Source organism: Paenibacillus sp. FSL L8-0435 (genome assembly GCF_037965655.1).
Lineage (GTDB): Bacteria > Bacillota > Bacilli > Paenibacillales > Paenibacillaceae > Paenibacillus.
Genome location: NZ_CP150185.1, coordinates 828707 through 845799, shown reverse-complemented (window position 1 = coordinate 845799; position 17093 = coordinate 828707). Strand labels below are relative to the sequence as shown.

The window sequence follows — 17093 nt, the reverse complement described above, 5'->3', positions numbered from 1 at the left end:
CTAGCAAGCTTCTCCACTACAGCAGTCTAAGGTAACAAAATTAGACAGCCAGAGAACCCCCACGGAAGACCATCAACATCATTCCAAGAGATTCGTTTTTGTTGCTCGCGATAATGATAACGTCTCTTTCCCCTCCATTATATATGAGTCTGAGTTGGTTTGTTGAAGATGACAGGTAGCTTAATCTGTAGCGAAAAGGTATCTTCTTCCTCCGATACTGTCAACGTCCCGTTGTGCTGCTGGATCATTTTCTGACAACTAACGAGTCCAATTTCGTTGCTATCTTTCTTTTTGCCAACACGTTTAATCTTATTCTCCACCGCAAGAATGACCCATTGTTGCCTCAAAGAAATCTGGATATGAACGGGATGCACTGGATCGGCGTATTTTCGAATATTTGAAAATATGTTATCCATTACGCGACGCATGGCGACCAGATTGATTTCCAGCAAAAACTCCTCATGATGAGCATCTGTCTGAACCTGCACATCTATATCGTCTAAAACCACTAATTGCTCATCTATGAGTTGATCGATAAGAGCTCTGCCCTCATACATTTCAAATTCTACTTCCTCTTCTTCAGCGGCAGAGGATACCGTAAAATATTCGAATAGTTTGTCCGACAGCACTTTGATCTGATAGGCCTTCTCCCGGCTATTATGAATATACTGCAACAGATCCTCATGTGTCTTATATTTGTTAAGCTCTATGATATCCATATATCCTAATAGAATCGTGAGTGGCGTACGCAAATCATGGGAAATCGCCGTGATCAATTCACGGTTGGCCATCCTGACCCTCTCCTCGCTGTCCAGCCGCTCCACAAATGATTTCCTCATCTCATCAATACTCTGGGCCAGAGATGACAGTTCATCCTTTCCCGATATCGTAATCGAATAATCCAAATTTCCACCTTCGAGTATTTTGATCTCTTGTTCAAGCACGCCAATATAAGATGTTTTCTTATTAATCATCAGTAGAAAGGAAACAAGGAACACAATCGCCGCTATGAAAACACCAATAATCAGAATGAGGTTGTAATATTGATACTCATAAAAGCTAACCAAGTATATCTGGGCATCCTGATCCGCAAAATGGATGGTGGTGATGGGTATTTTCGATGGCACGAATTGAGTTAACAACTCTTCATTAATGGCAGGATCAACTTCCGTGTTGGAGGAAAATATCAATTTGTCTTTTGCAAAAATATACAGATTTAAGTAGCGCTCATGTCTTATCCAAGCAGACAATTCCTCATGATCACGAGTTGACACGTTCTGGTTATTCACAAATGCTTCTAATCGATCCAGCGCATCTTGCTGCCTGTTCTCTACAAAAGTGGATTTGCTTAAATAACTATCCAATACCGTCTCGCCAACAACTTGTAAAATAACGAGTGCACTTATGGAAATGACCAAAGAAATGACAACCGCCAGAACCAGTTTAATCTTCAGCTTTTTTCCGATTAATAATCTATTCAATTTTGTACCCCTTCCCCCAAACGGTCTTCACATATTTAGGGTTCTGCGGGTCATCCTCCAGTTTGCCTCTCAAGTTACGAATATGAACCATCACTGTGTTATTACACGTATAAAAATAGGGTTGCCCCCAAACACTCTCATATATATTTTCTGCCGAAAACACCTTTCGTCGCTTCTTAGCCAACAGCAGCAAAATCTGGTATTCAATTTCAGTTAGAGCAATCTCCTTCTCTCCAACAAACACGGTTTTTGAATCCTGATGGACGGTAAGATCCTTAACGATAATCTGGTCCTGTTCTTCGGTCTTCTCCTTGCCCCGATAAACATAATACCTCCGCAGTAAGGCCTTCACCCGCGAAACAAGTTCTGTATAGGAAAAGGGTTTGGACAAAAAGTCATCACTGCCTGAGGAAAAGGCCAATTGTTTGTCAGAGTCCTGAGTTTTCGCTGTGAGAAACAGGATCGGTGCGCTTGTTTTTTCACGAATCTCCAGACACGCCTTCAGCCCCGATTTATTGGGCATCATCATATCCAAAATAATGAGATCCGTCTCTTCGTTCACTTTATCAATCGCATCTTGACCATCTATCGCTTCAATCACTTCATAATTCTCACTCTCTAACAAAATCCTTACAATTTCACGAATTTCACTGTTATCATCAGCAATTAGAATTTTCTTGCTCATCTGATCCCTCCGTCTAATTTCAGTATAATATGCGCTATTAGCGACTACCAGCAAATACAATCGACTTAAGAATTCTTCAGAAGTTATGTAGGTATCTCTTAATAATTTCGTCTTATACTGTAAATATGTAGAAGTTATTACACAAAGGGGTCGTCAGGAATGCCACAAACTTCGAAAAAAGTAATGATTAACATATTGTTGGGTCTGTTCATCATGTTGTCCATTGGTCTACTGGTGTATTATTCTCCTGCCATTATTAGAATCATGTCTTCCATGGACAACTTCAGAGCGTATATTCACTCAACAGGCCATTGGGGTCCGGTCATGTTTATTTTATTCCAGATTCTTCAGATCGTGGTTGCACCTATTCCAGGAGAAGTGGTACAGGTCGCAGGCGGTTATATCTACGGGGTTACAATTGGGTCTTTGTATACTACAATAGGCTTGATTATAGGCTCAGCGATCGCCTTCTATTTCACCCGTTATATCGGTCGCACCTATATTTCACGACTAATACAAAAGAAAAATAATAAGTGGATGTCGTTAATTCATGATGAGAAGAAGTTCTCCGCATTTTTATTCATCTTTTTCGTAATTCCTGGCTTACCCAAAGACATGCTTGTATTTGTCGCCGCACTTACATCGATTAGTTCGTTTAGGTTCTTCACGATCCTTATCGTCGGTCGTCTGCCATGGATCATCGCATCTACCGTTATAGGGTCCACGATTCATATGCAACAATACACAATCGCCATTATTATTTCTGTTATCGCTGTAATCGGGTTTGTACTCGGTTATATCTATAGGGAGAAATTGGTGGGATTGTTCTCCCGGTCAGACAGTACCAAAGCCAAACCCAAGGTTATACCCAGTTATAGTACTAATAGGGAGTCTCGTAAAATAAAAAGAGATACAACATGATCATAGCCAATCTATTGATATGAAAACCGGAGGTATATCATCTTATGCAAACACTTGAAACCAATCGATTAAGCCTGCGAAATTTCACCGTAACGGACGCAGCCGGACTGTTGGAATACACGGCAAATCCCAGAGTGAATTGTTTTATGGATCAAAGAATTTCCACATTGGAAGACGCGGCGGCAGCAGTCGCAAAAAGAAGCAGTGACGATTCCCACATCGCGGTCTGCCTGAAAGACAGTAACGAGTTGATCGGTGAGCTGTTTGGTATGAGGGAAGATCGGGATTCCGATACGGATAAGGATTCGAATTCAGATACGTACAGTATTGGTTGGAATTTTAATGGCAGATATGAAGGGAACGGGTACGCCAGTGAGAGCGCCAATGCTTTCATTGAGCACCTCTTTATGGAACAGGGAATAAGAAGATTGTACGCCTATGTCGAGGATGATAACTTCCGTTCTCAGAAACTGTGTGAGAAGCTGGGCATGCGCCGGGAAGGTCTTTTTTTGGAGTTCATTTCATTTGTCAAAAATGAGGACGGCACACCGAAATACGAGAATACGTATCAGTATGCTTTGTTGAAAAAGGAATGGCTGGCACAGCGTGAATCACAGAAATAAAGAATGACATACCTATGCCTCATCATTAGTTTAAAAAAGTTATAGAAATGAGAACGTACCCATGTGTACGTTCCACAACAAAAATGGCGGCTTCTCCCTGGATAGATTCCAGAGGAAAAGTCGCCGTTTCATTATCGCTCAGAACACCTATTGTTCGAGCAATGTGTTTATAAGGTCACAATACATTCAGCTTAAATCCTAGACGGTACTGCCCCAATATTGCTTTGCAATCTTCTGCCCCTGATCAATCTTCGCCCATTGCTGAGCTTCGCTTAATTCGTTACCACCATCGCAGGATGCAAATCCGCATTGGTGAGACAACAGCAGCCGATCCTTATCGATGATTTTGGAAGCTTCGTCCAGCAAACGGACAACACGTGTTTCATCATCGAGTGTACTCGTTTTGGATGACAACAGACCCAGTACAATTTCCGTTTCAGGTCTGTCCTTGAACACTTCCAGAGCTTCAATTGAACCCGCACGATCATCATCCCACTCCAGGAAGAAACGGTCATACTTCAATTGCTTCAGGAACAGATTCGCAATTTTGGCATACGATCCACCACCCATGTTGCGGGAATCATAATTGCCGCGGCAGTTATGTGTCCACATTTTCAAGCCAAGGCTATGACCAAAGTCAATCACGGTATTATTAATATCAATGAATTCGGTAGCAAGTCCCTTTACTTCATCTTGATTAATATTTTCCCCTGTAAAAGGAGAGTTCGGGTTGTCGTCTGCAAACAGTTCCCACAAGCAATCATCGAATTGCAAAATTTTACCGCCCACTGCAGCGAATTCCTCCACGAATTCCTTATACGCGATCACAAGACCCTCTTTTAGTTCCTGTATGTTTTGATATACAGCATCCGTTCCACCAATGTTATCCGACCAGGAAAGCTCACCGAAAATATGGGAAGGAGACGGTACGCAAAGTTTCGTTTGTTGCTCGCCAGCCGTGTCTTGCAGTTGTTGGAACAATTGAATGAAATGATGGTTCTTTCCACTCAATTTATCAGTGATGCGCAGTCCAATATCTTTGCGTGTTTCATACTTCGAAGTTCCGTCCACATCTCTGAAAAAATAGCCATGATCCGCGATGTAACGCTTCACTCCGCCAAATCCCCATACAAAGTCCAGATGCCACATCGATTTGGAAAATTCGCCATCGGTAACCACGGACAAGTTATGTTCGATTTCCTTAGCGACAACTTGTTTGATTGCCTCTGTCTCACACTTCTCATATCCTTCGTAGTTTTCATAGAACGGATATTGGATATCATCATTATGTTCAATTTGCGTTTTATATTTCAGCAGCTCATCCGGCCGCAATAAACTTCCTACGATCTGGAACTTATCAGTCATGTAAAAAACCCCCTCGTTGTATACAATGATCATATCATGCTGAGAGCAGTTAGAAGGGATACTTAAAAACCATAACTGGTTATAGTTAAAAGCTATATCCACTTATTAGACAGATTTCAGTGAAACCGTCACCGACACAGTGTACCTCTATCCGTGAACGTTATTCAATTTCACACCGTACGACGACGCAGTTCATAAAAATATTGTACCGCTGGATGCTTTAATTTGACCTGCTCCGACATGTTTAGAATTCGCTTTTTGCCAACTCGTCTATCCATTAAAGCCAGAATATTAAATAAGATATCCTTGCTCTCCAGATTATACTCTATAGAAGTGGATAAATACGTCGTAGCTGCAACCGTAAAATTTGATTTACTGAGTGCGGTCTGAGCCAGCAAAAGCTCTTTGGCATGTACGGAGATTTTTCTGCTTCTTGCCATGACTTGAAGACGATCCTCGGGAATGGGTCCTTTGGAATCTTTTCGAATAACTTCAATCTCTTCATCGCTCACAGGAATCATAATCTCCGGGTCGCTCTTGATCTCCTGCTCTGTCTCATACCATCGGATTGGGGTTGTTGTATCGTTCATGTTGAGTACATTCTTTTTATCTACAGTAATATAACAATTGCCTGATTTATCAGGTGAATAGCGATAGCTGGTAGCACGGTACTCTACCCTTCCAACTAACGCAGGACTAAGAAAACTCTCCAGTTGTTGCTTCAATTTGCTCCAGGACATAAATCCTCCTATTATCAAAAGCCTACCGCACGATTTGCGGCGATCATTTCAAATATTTTTCAATCCGTCTCCAGTATCAACATTCATCTAAATTATAACATAGCAAAACAAATTGACGATGGAAGAAACCCAGTTATTGGTTTTAAATTTCCCTATGTGATAAAATTGCAGAAAATTATCTACTTACTATTAAATCGTCATAGCCTACCATTGGAACATACGTTGTTATTCACAAAGGAGAGGAAGAGTGTAATGGCTACGAAGGAAGCAACCTTACCTGCTCATATGGAAAAACTCGTTAAAGATAATGATATCGCAACCGTAAAAGAGGTTTTCGAGCAATGCGAATGGGATGCCCGCGGGGGCTACAGCAAAGGTACGACCCTCAGCTTTCGTCAAATATCGGATGAATTGGTTCGTTGGCTGGTAGCGCAAGGGGCAGATATTAATGCACGCGACAAATATCAACGCACGCCTTTACATGCCCATGCCTCACATTGGTCAGGAAATGTGCCCCTGTTCCTTGAATTAGGTGCGGATCTGGACGCTGTGGATTACCAAAATGAAACTCCGTTACATGCAGCGGTCAATGGGTATCGAACCAAAGTGGTTCAAGAGTTGGTAAACCAAGGCGCTACTATTAACGTAGAAAATAAACAGGGAAATACGCCATTAGCTAAGGGGTTAGCCAATTGCAGGAATAGCGATATAGTCAATCTGGCAGAGATTGCCGCAATTCTGCTGGATGCCGGAGCATCGGTCACCCCGGATATGAAAGAATCGGTGAAGCGGATCGGTAAGGATTTTGAATTCGTCCGTGAGAAGTTCAATAAGGACAAGGTCGATGAAGTTTCAGACGCGCTGATCAAACTGTACCAGTTATTTGATGTCGAAACGGTAGCGAATCGGATCATGCATGACGGGACTTCACCCATTCATGTAAAGGCAACCACTTGGACCAAACAGCACCAAGAGCTGTGGGAATATCTCATTCCGGCCCAAGGCCACGCTCAAACGGTGCAGGGAGAGGTCATCCGCATCACAGGACGTGTGTCCCATGAAGTATTGGATAATGGCGGTGGAAACTGGGATGCGGAGTATCGCAAGATGCTGGATGCACTGATTCGTCACCTGGGCACTGGTGCGCCACTCGCCCCGGCCCTGCTCCAAGAGGCAGCAGACTTAGTCAGCAGACTTCACAATGGATACGATTTTGATGCGCCTGCCAGATTATCCGAGTTGGCTGTGATATGGGTGCTTGCCAATCCTCAACCGGTCGCAATGGAGAAGCCTGCGTATACGCGTTAAACAGCAAAGCAAAAAAAAAGAAGCGGATGAGTTACCGCTTCTTTTTTTTGCTATTAATCTACCTGAATCATACTCCGTATCCATGATTACGCCTTACTCTACTCGGTCTGTTCATTACTTTCAAACTCATTGAGCAATTCGCGTACTTTAGAAGTGGTCTTGGCGTTCATCAAGCTGTTTCTCAGCTCACTAGCACCGCGGAAGCCACGAACATAGATTTTGAAAAAACGGGCCAGCGGGCTGAATGAACGTGGGTCAAGCTCGGAATATTGATCATGGAGATCCAAATGCAGCCTTAGCAGATCAAGCAATTCCTTACTGCTGTGTTCCTTCGGCTCCTTCTCAAAAGCAAACGGATTCTGGAAAATACCGCGTCCAATCATAATACCATCCACACCATATTGCTCCACGAGCCTGAGGCCTGTTTCACGGTCAGGAATATCCCCATTAATCGTCAGCAGTGTATTAGGCGCTATCTCATCGCGAAGTTTCTTAATCTCCGGAATCAGTTCCCAGTGAGCGTCTACTTTGCTCATTTCTTCTCTCGTTCGTAAGTGAATGGACAGATTCACGATGTCCTGTTGCAAAATATGGGTCAACCAGTCGCGCCATTCATCGACCTCAGTAAATCCAAGACGCGTTTTTACACTGACCGGCAGCCCCCCGGCTTTCGCCGCCTGAATAATCTCCGCCGCAAGGGCTGGCCGGCAGATCAATCCACTTCCTTTTCCATTCTCAGCTACATTCGCTACCGGACAGCCCATATTGATATCGATGCCTTTAAAGCCTTCCTTTGCCATACCGATACTCATCTCACGAAAGAATTCCGGTTTATCTCCCCAGATATGAGCCACAATAGGCTGTTCATCCGCTGTAAATGTCAGACGCCCGCGCACACTATGGTGCCCCTCCGGGTGACAATAACTCTCTGTATTCGCAAACTCCGTAAAAAACACATCCGGTCTGCCCGCTTCACCTACGACATGCCGAAACACAACATCCGTCACATCTTCCATCGGTGCCAGAATAAAAAATGGTCGTGGCAATTCACGCCAAAAGTTTTCCTTTGTCATCTCAAAAGCTCCTCTATACATTCCAGGACAGTCTTTGTCCTCATTAATAGTAAAACTCGTAACTCATGCATCTGATTGCTATCATTTACATGATCATTCGCATTTTCGTTGCAATTCACATTATGGTGTCCTAGCTTCTTCTTCACTTATACCATGCAAATGTAACTTTGTTCAAACAGCAGTATCTGTTATTACTTCCATTAGATCTTCAGATTAACGGAAGTTCGATGATCTCGAAATTGCCCTTTCCCGATTTTATCACGTCTTTATTAGATTTTCAGCCCGATTGCTCTTGCCGAACTGGAAAAGCTCCTCTAAAATGAAGCTCGACAGGCTTTTAACCTGCAAATCGAGATTTTAAGGAGGCCTGAATTAGATATGGAAATTTCACTGGATATGATCAAAGACAAAGTCGAATGCTTACAGGCTTATGACTTCCGTGAACTGGAACGAGCGATCGAAGAACGAATCGGAATGAACAAAGCATTAATGCTGCGTGTGAAGCAAGTTCAACATCAAGTAACGTTTGACCCTTTTCGCAACAAGATGTTATATAGTGCAATCGTGCATTTTGCCGTAAATTAATGGACCAAGATTTTAAATAGTGAAAAACAGTTCACTGACGCAATTGCATTTAAACATATCCTATAAAGCATGCAAAAAAGAAGACGCGAATTCGCTCGCGTCTCTTTCCATATCATACTCCACTTTCTCTTGTTACAACTCCTGCTTAAACAACAACAACAACAACTTATAAGCAGAATTGTCACCTGCAATCATATTTTACATAGTTAAATACGGGATCGTACAACTATACAAATAGTCATTTTTGAGGATTAAGGGGAGAATACCATGCAAGAATTAATATTTATGAAGAATTATAAAAACAATGAAGTACTGCGCAAGAGTTTTTTCGAGCTTGCTGTCAACACGTTTGAGATCAATTTTGAAGATTGGTATCAACAAGGATACTGGGGCGAGCGTTACATCCCTTATTCATATGTCGATGGAGACCAGGTTATTGCCAACGTTTCTGTTAACATCCTTGAGCTCATCATTCAGGGTGAGAAGAAAAAAGCGATTCAAATCGGTACGGTGATGACACATCCTGATTATCGGGGGAAAGGACTCTCTACACATTTAATGAATAAAGTTTTAGAGGAATACGAGAACAAGTACGATTACATGTACCTTTTTGCCAATGAATCGGTGCTCGATTTTTACCCCAAGTTTGGATTTAAACCCGTGGAAGAACGTCTTTTTTCAATGAATTATACGGCAAAAAAATCACCCGAGCCTGCGAATATCCGAAAACTAAATGTAACTAACGCGGAGGATTTACGTCTTATTCAAAAATTGGCATCGGAACGATTACCTGTTTCTCAGTATTTCTCCACCCATCATGCTCAAGGAATACTCATGTTTTATTGCCTGAATGTTTTTAGTGATGATATTTATTACTTGGAAAACGAAAACGTCATTGTTATTTATCAGAAAGAAGACAATCATATTGAGCTCTTCGACGTTGTTAGCTTAAACGAAATGAATATGAAAGATATCTTGGATAAGATTGCAGATGAAGATACAGAGAGAGTAACCTTTCATTTCACTCCAGATGATCAGGGTCTTGATCTAAAAAGTTCGATCACCAATGAAGGTTTATTTGTAAGAACCCATGGTGAACATATCTACCCTCTGCACGTTAAACATCCGATTACATCTATTGCTTGATGATTTAATTTAAATAAGACCTACCACCTGACCATATTAAAAAAAGATCAAAAAGGAGCAGGATTTCCCTGCTCCTTCGTTATGTGAAACTTCTTTCTCTCATCAAACGTAAATTCACAAGGTATAATGAAATCAGATGACCGTTCAGCATGATCTTATGACCATCATAATGAAGGAGGGGACATTCGTGGCGTTTATCCCGTTAAACTGCCCCAATTGCAACGGAAAAATTGAATACAAGAAGGATGAGGTTTTAAAGTGTCCCTATTGTGAAACAGAGCTTTTATTGAAGCAAAATCATGTCTATTACGTAGACCAGACTATTAATCATTACCATGGAACGCCCCCTAAAGTACCACCGAAGCAGACTGCCTCCGTAAAGGTAATGCTGATACTGATGTTAGTCCTAACTGGCGCGATCGGTACATATTTTTATTATAGCAACAGCTCCACCTATCCAAAAACAGAAGCCAATCTGCCTGTGCGAAAGATGCCCGAAAGCGAGGTTCTGCTCTCATTTTTGCGAGATATCTTCGATAAAGGGTCCGCCTTGCCAACAGAGGAGGACTTGGCTCGTATTCGCTATTTAACCGTAGAGCATTCGGAGAATGATCAGTGGAAGTTTACATATAGCCTCTCCGATCCCTTCAGCGATGAACAGGCCGAGAAGATCACTTATGTTACTCAGGACAAGAAACTGAATAGCCAGCGGATTGATCAGCGAGATTTTGAAGCTTTTAAGGGACTGACGGCATTGGACCTGACGAATACCTATGAAATATCCCAGACGGACCAAACCACTTTGGCCCATATGCCCGGATTAAAAAGTTATGCTGGCGCTTTTAACGAATCCTTTAGTACATTTTCGGGCTACTTTGGCGACAAGTCTACAATTACGGAGCTTACCACTCAGCTTCGCAGCAATCAGGAATTGGCCATGTTGCTGGACTTCCCCAATCTGAACTCTTTATCCATTACCTATGTGGATGAGTCCGTAACGGATTTTCACTTGTTAAACCAATTGCCAATCAAGTCCCTGTCGCTCACCTTTGTCGATGAACTCGGATGGTTGTCGTCCATGACCGGGCTATCATCCTTGTCTATACAGTACAGTGAAACCACAGACCTGCAGCCGCTGTATGCCTTGACCCAGCTTCAGGAGCTTCAGTTGTCCTATTTAACGAATGTAAAGTCCATCGACTTTGTGCAAAATATGCCTGCTCTACAAACATTAGATATTGAAAATGTAAACTTCTCCAGTCTGGAGCGCTTGACCGGCAAAAACTCTATTACCACACTACGCCTGGCTTCTCTAAGTGAGCTTGGCTCGGTAAAGGCCATCAATAGCCTGTCCTCTTTGCGGGAATTAGCGTTGTCCGGCTACTACGAGAATGCAGAAGCGCTGACACTGCCTAAAGTAGAGCGAGTGGAAGTTCCAAGCTCCTTTCTCCCCGGGCTAAAGGCCCCGGCTACAACCAGTCTGACGCTCCGTGGCGGAAGTGGGGAACTGAACTTGGCTGCGCTGGGGAAATTCCCGAAACTGGAGCAACTCTCGCTCTGGGAGATCGATGAAATAACCCGTCTTGCCGCCCTGGACGGCTTGTCCCGCCTAGAAACCTTAAACATTTACGACTCGTCACTGTTCAAGGAAAGCGATGCCTTATTTCGTTTGAAGCAGGTGAAATCTTTGGTGTGCTCCGAGTGTAGGCTGAACTTTGAACAAAAGGCGGCCGCGGAGAACAGCGTACTTGAACATTTGATCTTAGACCAGTCATATTTTAGCATGAACAATACCTCTGTTACTGAAGTTGACCAGATGATGCCTTACTTTGCCAACATGTCCGCTCTACGTTCCTTCACCATGCAGGATAGCAATTTGGATTCTTTGGAATTCATGAGTAACTGGCAGGGCATAGAAGAGCTTCATCTCGAGAACAATGCCATTTCCAATATCGAGACCCTAAGCCAGCTGCCTGATCTGCAAAAGGTATATCTATCCGGTAATTCCGTACAAAACAAATCCGTGGTTGGTACGGGTGTGCACGTATATTAATTACCGGCTGGGATGATGGGAGTTCTAGACTATTTTAGTTAATGGATGCTATTGAAACAAAGACAAGAAGGGGTTCGAGAATTATGTATAAATTCTCGAACCCTTTATGTTTATATTTAGCTTCTAACCGACATCTCTACACTCCAGAACGCTGCGGATTGTCCGTGCCAAAGATATGATACGGTGTAATCCCCTTTGAAAATAGACTATCGATCAGCTTGATCAATTCTTCCGACGATAGATCTTTGTCTCTGTGTATCCAAAGGCGAAACATAGATATTAATGTTGAAATGTAAAACTCAATGATATATGGTGCCAAGACATCATCTGTTGGAAAATCCACAATCAATCGCTCAAAGGGAATTTCTCTTTTCAAGCGTTCCACAAAATGAACAGAACCATAGTCGCCCAAGAGGGCTTTCAGAACTGAAATGTCCTCTGCATTTTCCAAGCATTGAAGTGCATCCTGGAACGTATGTGTAGAAAACTCTCTGCCTGCCATTTCCTCGTTAATGGATTTCAAAACACGCTCTTCAACGCAGTCCAACAACTCATAGATATCTGTAAAGTATTGATAAAATGTACTCCGATTATATCCTGATTGGTTAGCAATCTCTTGAATGGATATTTTTTCTATTGGTTTTCGGCTATATAAATCGCAGAATACATTTATGAATGTCTGCCTTGTTTTGTCCGTAATTTCAGGTTGCTTTTTCATTATTTGCCTCCGTTTGCTGTTCGATCAATTATCCGACAGATATTAAAAATCTGATGGTTGATGACCGTATAGTGAATCAATACAATAACATTATACAACACGTTGTTGGATCATCAACAAGGATGAATATGGATTATTAGGAGGCTAAGATGAGAATTTTATTTTTCGGTAGAGGTGTCATATCGACCCAATACGCATGGGCTTTCGAAAAGGCAGGGCATACCGTTGAGTTTTACGTTAGAAAAGGGAGAAAAGAAACCTTTGGAAGCCATATAGCGCTTGAAATGTGGGATGCGCGAAGAGGGAAACAGTTAATCCAGGAAAGCTGGAAAGTCAAGTTGCATGAGGAGGTAAGCCCAAATTACGATCTCATTATTGCGAGTGTCAACACGAAACAACTTCCCGAAGCAGCACAATTACTATCGACTACCGCGGGTAACACCCCGATCCTTATATTCAATAATATTTGGCAGGATTTAAAATCATCGATCTTGCCCTTGTCTATGAACAATGTTGTCTTTGGTTTCCCAGGAGCAGGAGGCGGCATTGAGGACAATAAGCTTAGGGGCGGCTTTTTAAAAATGATATTTCTGGAGAAACCACGTGTAGGCACGGAACAGATTAACAACAAATTCAAAGAACTATTTGAGAGCGCCCATTTTAAAATCAATTGGATAAAGGATATGCAAAGCTGGCTATGGAATCACTTTGCCATGAATGCGGCGATGGAGACCGAGGTGTTAAAACGGGGAAGTTTTCCAGCACTTATGAATCATCGTGACTCATTCGCAAATGTTGGTAAGAATATGCGGGAAATGGCACCTGTACTTAAAGCAAGAGGAGCAAAGATGGACGCGATTACTCTACTGTTGACCAAAATTCCATCAGCACTTCTCGGCACGCTGTTTAACAAGGTTATTTTTGCAAAGGGCAGCTTACCGCGACTTTTCATTGAATACAACAATAGTAAAGCCGGCTTTGCAGTACAAGAAGTTGTGAGAGAAGCAAAAAAGTTAGGTATGCCTTCACCACGGCTTACTGCGGCATTTGCAAACACTGAGCAACAACACAAAGCTATTGAGAAATGATAAACTGAAAACTGGATATTGTTCAGACCAACATCAACTCTACTAATGGTTATAACAACTATAGCCCGAGCTTTAGAAGCTTCGGGCAAAGTAGCTATTTATTAAAAAGGTAAATGTAGCTTCAAAACACTACACCCTAACCAACATCGCTACACTCTCCACATGCACCGTGTGTGGGAACATGTCCACCGGCGTTACCTCAACCGTCCGATATCCGCCATCCTCCAGCACACGCAAATCACGCGCCAGCGTACTTGGATTACAACTCACGTACACAACTCGCTCCGGCTTCATCTCCTGGATCGTTTCCAGCAAACGTGGATCGCAACCCTTCCGCGGCGGATCGACGACGATCACATCAGCTTCGATGCCTTGTTCTTTCCAGCGTGGAATAACGTCCTCTGAGGCACCAACTTCGAACTTCACGTTACGCATCTCGTTCAAGAGCGCATTGCTACGTGCATCCTCGATTGCTTCAGGCACGATCTCTACCCCGTACACCTGATCCGCATGTTGCGCGAGGAAAAGAGAGATCGTACCGATGCCGCAATAGGCATCAATGACTGTCTCTTTGCCACTCAGTCCTGCATACTCTACCGTCTTCCCATACAGTACTTCCGTCTGCACCGGATTCACCTGATAGAATGAACGCGCTGAGATTGCAAACTGCACATCACCAATATAATCATAGATTACATCACGGCCCCACAAGACGCGGGTCTCATCGCCAAAGATGACGTTCGTCTGTTTTTTGTTCACGTTCTGGCAGATGCTCGCCACATGCGGAATCGCTTCACGGATACTGCCAATCCATTCGTCTTTGTACGGAATGTCTCGACCATTCGTAACCAGAACAAGCATCATCTCGCCAGTACGGAACGCTTTCTTCACGACCACGTGACGCAACAAGCCGCGACCTGTCTCTTCGTTATAGGCACTAATTCCAAAATGACTGCCGATCTCCTTCACCTTCGCAACCACTTCATCATTATGTTCGTGCTGAATGAGACAAGTCTCCATGTCAATGATCCGGTGGCTTCCTTTAGCGTAAAATCCACCCACCAAGCCGTCCTCGGTCACGCCAATTGGCACCTGTGCCTTGTTCCGATAGCGCCATGGCTCGTCCATACCCATCGTAGGCAGTACACGAATGCCCTGCTCCGTATCCTCTTCGTTCATGACACCTTCGAGACGAAAACGAATACGATTACTTCCAATCATTTGTGCTTCATTCGCCTCACCAACTGAAACGTCATCCTGCACGTGCTGTTCGGCGCCCTCATTATCATCCACGTTGGATGCCAACGTCTCTGCATCCTCCACCATTACGTTCAACTTGCCAATCCGCTGCAAATTATCTACCACCAATTGGCGTTTCCAAGCAAGCTGTCCGGCATAACTCATATGCTGGATCTGGCAGCCGCCGCACTGATCATAGATCGGGCATGGCGCGGACACACGATCCGGGCTTGCTTTCACGATCTCCAGCAGTTTGGCATAGCCATACTGCTTCTTGGTTTTCATCACGCGCACACGCACGGTTTCACCTGGAAGCGCACCCTGCACAAAGAGCGTGTATCCATTCGCACGACCTACACCCTCACCGTCATGGTTCATGCCAATGATGTCGATGACGGTCTCTTCATTTTTGCTAACGGGCAGACCTTCGATTGGTGCAGATTCACGCGTTCTCCCCTTTGGACGAACGGCAGAAAGAGATGCGCCTTGTGGCCGCACCTCTTTTCCCTGCTGACGTGTAGATGGACGAGATGATTGACTTGGCTGACGGGACGCTGAAGCGTTCCCTTGCCCCTGAGAGGCAGCCGAATTCCGGCGGTTTTTTCCACGACCGCTGCGGTTCGTATTAGACAACGTACATTCACTTCTTTCTTTTTAGTATTTAACGATACAACATCAGATGATGACGCAAGTTGGTAAATGTAGCTGGCAATGTTCCCCCCAACTCTCCATCGAGGTTCAATTGCACATATCCCGGGGACGTAACTTCCATATGACTCGTCTGGAAATGAACCACTTTCTTGTCGTTCAGATGCTCCCCACGCAGCGCGAGCGTTACGAGGCGGATCATATCGGCCAGATTACACTTGCGAACACCGATCACATCGAACAGACCATCATCAATGGTTGCACCTGGAGCCAACTTCTCAAATCCCCCGACCGAATTGGTATTGGCGATGAGGAATAACATAAATTCATCATGGATTTCTTCCTGACCGTCGGCGCGAATAATCAGCTCCTGTGGAGACAGACTCGCCATTTTCTCAATACCCTTCATATAATAGGCCAGTTGCCCAATCATCGTTTTCAGACGACTCGGTACTTCATAGGTCAGTTCAGTCAATGAGCCGCCACCGGCGATGTTGATAAAATATTTATCATTCGCTTTGCCCAGATCTAGTGGACGAAGCTGCTGGTTAATGACCAGATCCACGTAGTCTTCCCACTGTCTCGGAATGCCTAGAGCACGCGCAAAATCATTCGTCGTTCCCAAAGGAAACACACCCAGCGGAGGACGGTTCTCCCGCTCAGCCATACCGTTAATCACTTCATACAACGTGCCATCGCCACCAGCAGCAATAATCATGTCATAACCGCGCTCAATCGCTAGTTCAGCTTCCCGGGTTGCGTCACCTTCACCCGTTGTTGCGTGACATGAAGCTTCAATACCACCTTGATCCAAACGCTGCAAAATATCAGCCAGACGTTTCTTCATTTCTTCCCGGCCTGAGGTCGGATTATATATTAAGCGAGCTTTTTTCATCTCATACGCCACCTATTCCACATTATCCATGAGTCTAAACGACCTCATATTCTTACGTTGCACGAGTCCACAGAAGGGTATATTTTTTACATATAAATGATCTTCCGTTCATTCTGCTCGAATCTTTCGTCTTACCTATATCTATGCATCAGGAATTCCGTCTCATTCCAAAGCCTTTAACTCCTATCATATCATCAAATGTAAAGATGTCCTAGCCTGTAATCCATAAGTATATTTTTTCATATAGGTACCCATTAATCCATCCATTACCCAATAAACCTCACGCACCGCTCCTGAATCTTCCCCACTACCTTTTATGTAAAATAGTCTCATTAATCAACCATTCTGCCCGCTTGGACAGGAATTAGTCTTCGATTTCGATGATCTTCATATGATTATGACATAGATATGCTACAAATTTACAAATCTTAAGATGAAAAGATAAATAACATCAACCTTTTTCCAATATAGTTTTATTGAACTCTCAACTTAGCACCACATCATACCCTTGAAGGAGAAGTGTAA

15 protein-coding genes are annotated in these 17093 nt (G+C 43.5%); 7 read left to right on the top strand and 8 right to left on the bottom strand.

Going from position 1 to position 17093, the window contains the following annotated elements; translation table 11 throughout:
- Nucleotides 1-137 precede the first annotated feature (137 nt).
- Both NST33_RS03945 and NST33_RS03940 read right to left on the bottom strand, forming a co-directional pair.
- On the bottom strand, nucleotides 138-1481 hold the full coding sequence (locus NST33_RS03945) for a HAMP domain-containing sensor histidine kinase (protein ID WP_221818746.1): 1344 nt from the start codon (nucleotides 1479-1481) through the stop codon (nucleotides 138-140).
- On the bottom strand, nucleotides 1474-2166 hold the full coding sequence (locus NST33_RS03940) for a response regulator transcription factor (protein ID WP_076253798.1): 693 nt from the start codon (nucleotides 2164-2166) through the stop codon (nucleotides 1474-1476). Before NST33_RS03940 ends, NST33_RS03945 begins: the two co-directional genes overlap by 8 nt.
- 159 nt (nucleotides 2167-2325) lie before the next feature.
- On the opposite strand from NST33_RS03940, the gene NST33_RS03935 reads away from it, so the two are divergent.
- Nucleotides 2326-3087: a TVP38/TMEM64 family protein gene (locus tag NST33_RS03935; protein WP_221818745.1), complete on the top strand. Its 762-nt coding sequence runs from the start codon at nucleotides 2326-2328 to the stop codon at nucleotides 3085-3087.
- A 44-nt stretch (nucleotides 3088-3131) separates the two neighbouring features.
- Nucleotides 3132-3710 (top strand): GNAT family protein, encoded by a 579-nt coding sequence (locus NST33_RS03930; RefSeq protein WP_221818744.1) that lies wholly within the window; start codon nucleotides 3132-3134, stop codon nucleotides 3708-3710.
- A gap of 198 nt (nucleotides 3711-3908) precedes the next feature.
- Here NST33_RS03930 and NST33_RS03925 read toward each other — a convergent pair whose 3' ends face one another.
- Together NST33_RS03925 and NST33_RS03920 are read right to left on the bottom strand one after the other, a co-directional pair.
- A complete protein-coding gene (locus NST33_RS03925) occupies nucleotides 3909-5075 on the bottom strand; it encodes a cobalamin-independent methionine synthase II family protein (RefSeq protein WP_339306842.1) in 1167 nt (388 codons plus the stop codon).
- Nucleotides 5076-5245: 170 nt separating this feature from the next.
- On the bottom strand, nucleotides 5246-5815 hold the full coding sequence (locus NST33_RS03920) for a hypothetical protein (protein ID WP_221818743.1): 570 nt from the start codon (nucleotides 5813-5815) through the stop codon (nucleotides 5246-5248).
- Nucleotides 5816-6067: 252 nt separating this feature from the next.
- Between NST33_RS03920 and NST33_RS03915 the strand changes: the two genes are divergently transcribed.
- Nucleotides 6068-7123, top strand: coding sequence for an ankyrin repeat domain-containing protein (locus tag NST33_RS03915; protein ID WP_339306839.1), 1056 nt, complete (start codon nucleotides 6068-6070; stop codon nucleotides 7121-7123).
- A 98-nt stretch (nucleotides 7124-7221) separates the two neighbouring features.
- On the opposite strand, the gene NST33_RS03910 is transcribed toward NST33_RS03915, so the two are convergent.
- On the bottom strand, nucleotides 7222-8196 hold the full coding sequence (locus NST33_RS03910; RefSeq protein WP_339306837.1) for a tRNA-dihydrouridine synthase: 975 nt from the start codon (nucleotides 8194-8196) through the stop codon (nucleotides 7222-7224).
- A gap of 378 nt (nucleotides 8197-8574) precedes the next feature.
- On the opposite strand from NST33_RS03910, the gene NST33_RS03905 reads away from it, so the two are divergent.
- The 3 genes from NST33_RS03905 (at nucleotide 8575) to NST33_RS03895 (ending at nucleotide 11980) form a co-directional block, all read left to right on the top strand.
- Nucleotides 8575-8781, top strand: coding sequence for a DUF2536 family protein (locus NST33_RS03905; RefSeq protein WP_076329555.1), 207 nt, complete (start codon nucleotides 8575-8577; stop codon nucleotides 8779-8781).
- Nucleotides 8782-9048: 267 nt separating this feature from the next.
- Entirely contained in the window at nucleotides 9049-9927 is an 879-nt protein-coding gene (locus NST33_RS03900) for a GNAT family N-acetyltransferase (protein ID WP_339306835.1), read from the top strand.
- A 397-nt stretch (nucleotides 9928-10324) separates the two neighbouring features.
- Nucleotides 10325-11980, top strand: a complete 1656-nt coding sequence (locus NST33_RS03895; protein ID WP_339306833.1) for a leucine-rich repeat domain-containing protein — start codon at nucleotides 10325-10327, stop codon at nucleotides 11978-11980.
- 136 nt (nucleotides 11981-12116) lie between these two features.
- Here NST33_RS03895 and NST33_RS03890 read toward each other — a convergent pair whose 3' ends face one another.
- Nucleotides 12117-12698, bottom strand: a complete 582-nt coding sequence (locus NST33_RS03890) for a TetR/AcrR family transcriptional regulator (protein WP_339306831.1) — start codon at nucleotides 12696-12698, stop codon at nucleotides 12117-12119.
- Nucleotides 12699-12847: 149 nt separating this feature from the next.
- Between NST33_RS03890 and NST33_RS03885 the strand changes: the two genes are divergently transcribed.
- Nucleotides 12848-13786, top strand: a complete 939-nt coding sequence (locus tag NST33_RS03885; RefSeq protein WP_339306829.1) for a 2-dehydropantoate 2-reductase N-terminal domain-containing protein — start codon at nucleotides 12848-12850, stop codon at nucleotides 13784-13786.
- A gap of 129 nt (nucleotides 13787-13915) precedes the next feature.
- Here NST33_RS03885 and rlmD read toward each other — a convergent pair whose 3' ends face one another.
- Together rlmD and NST33_RS03875 are read right to left on the bottom strand one after the other, a co-directional pair.
- Nucleotides 13916-15658, bottom strand: a complete 1743-nt coding sequence (rlmD, locus tag NST33_RS03880; protein WP_339306827.1) for a 23S rRNA (uracil(1939)-C(5))-methyltransferase RlmD — start codon at nucleotides 15656-15658, stop codon at nucleotides 13916-13918.
- 28 nt (nucleotides 15659-15686) lie between these two features.
- Complete coding sequence (locus tag NST33_RS03875) at nucleotides 15687-16568, bottom strand: diacylglycerol kinase (protein ID WP_017690659.1); 882 nt, start codon at nucleotides 16566-16568, stop codon at nucleotides 15687-15689.
- Between the last annotated feature and the right edge of the window lie 525 nt (nucleotides 16569-17093).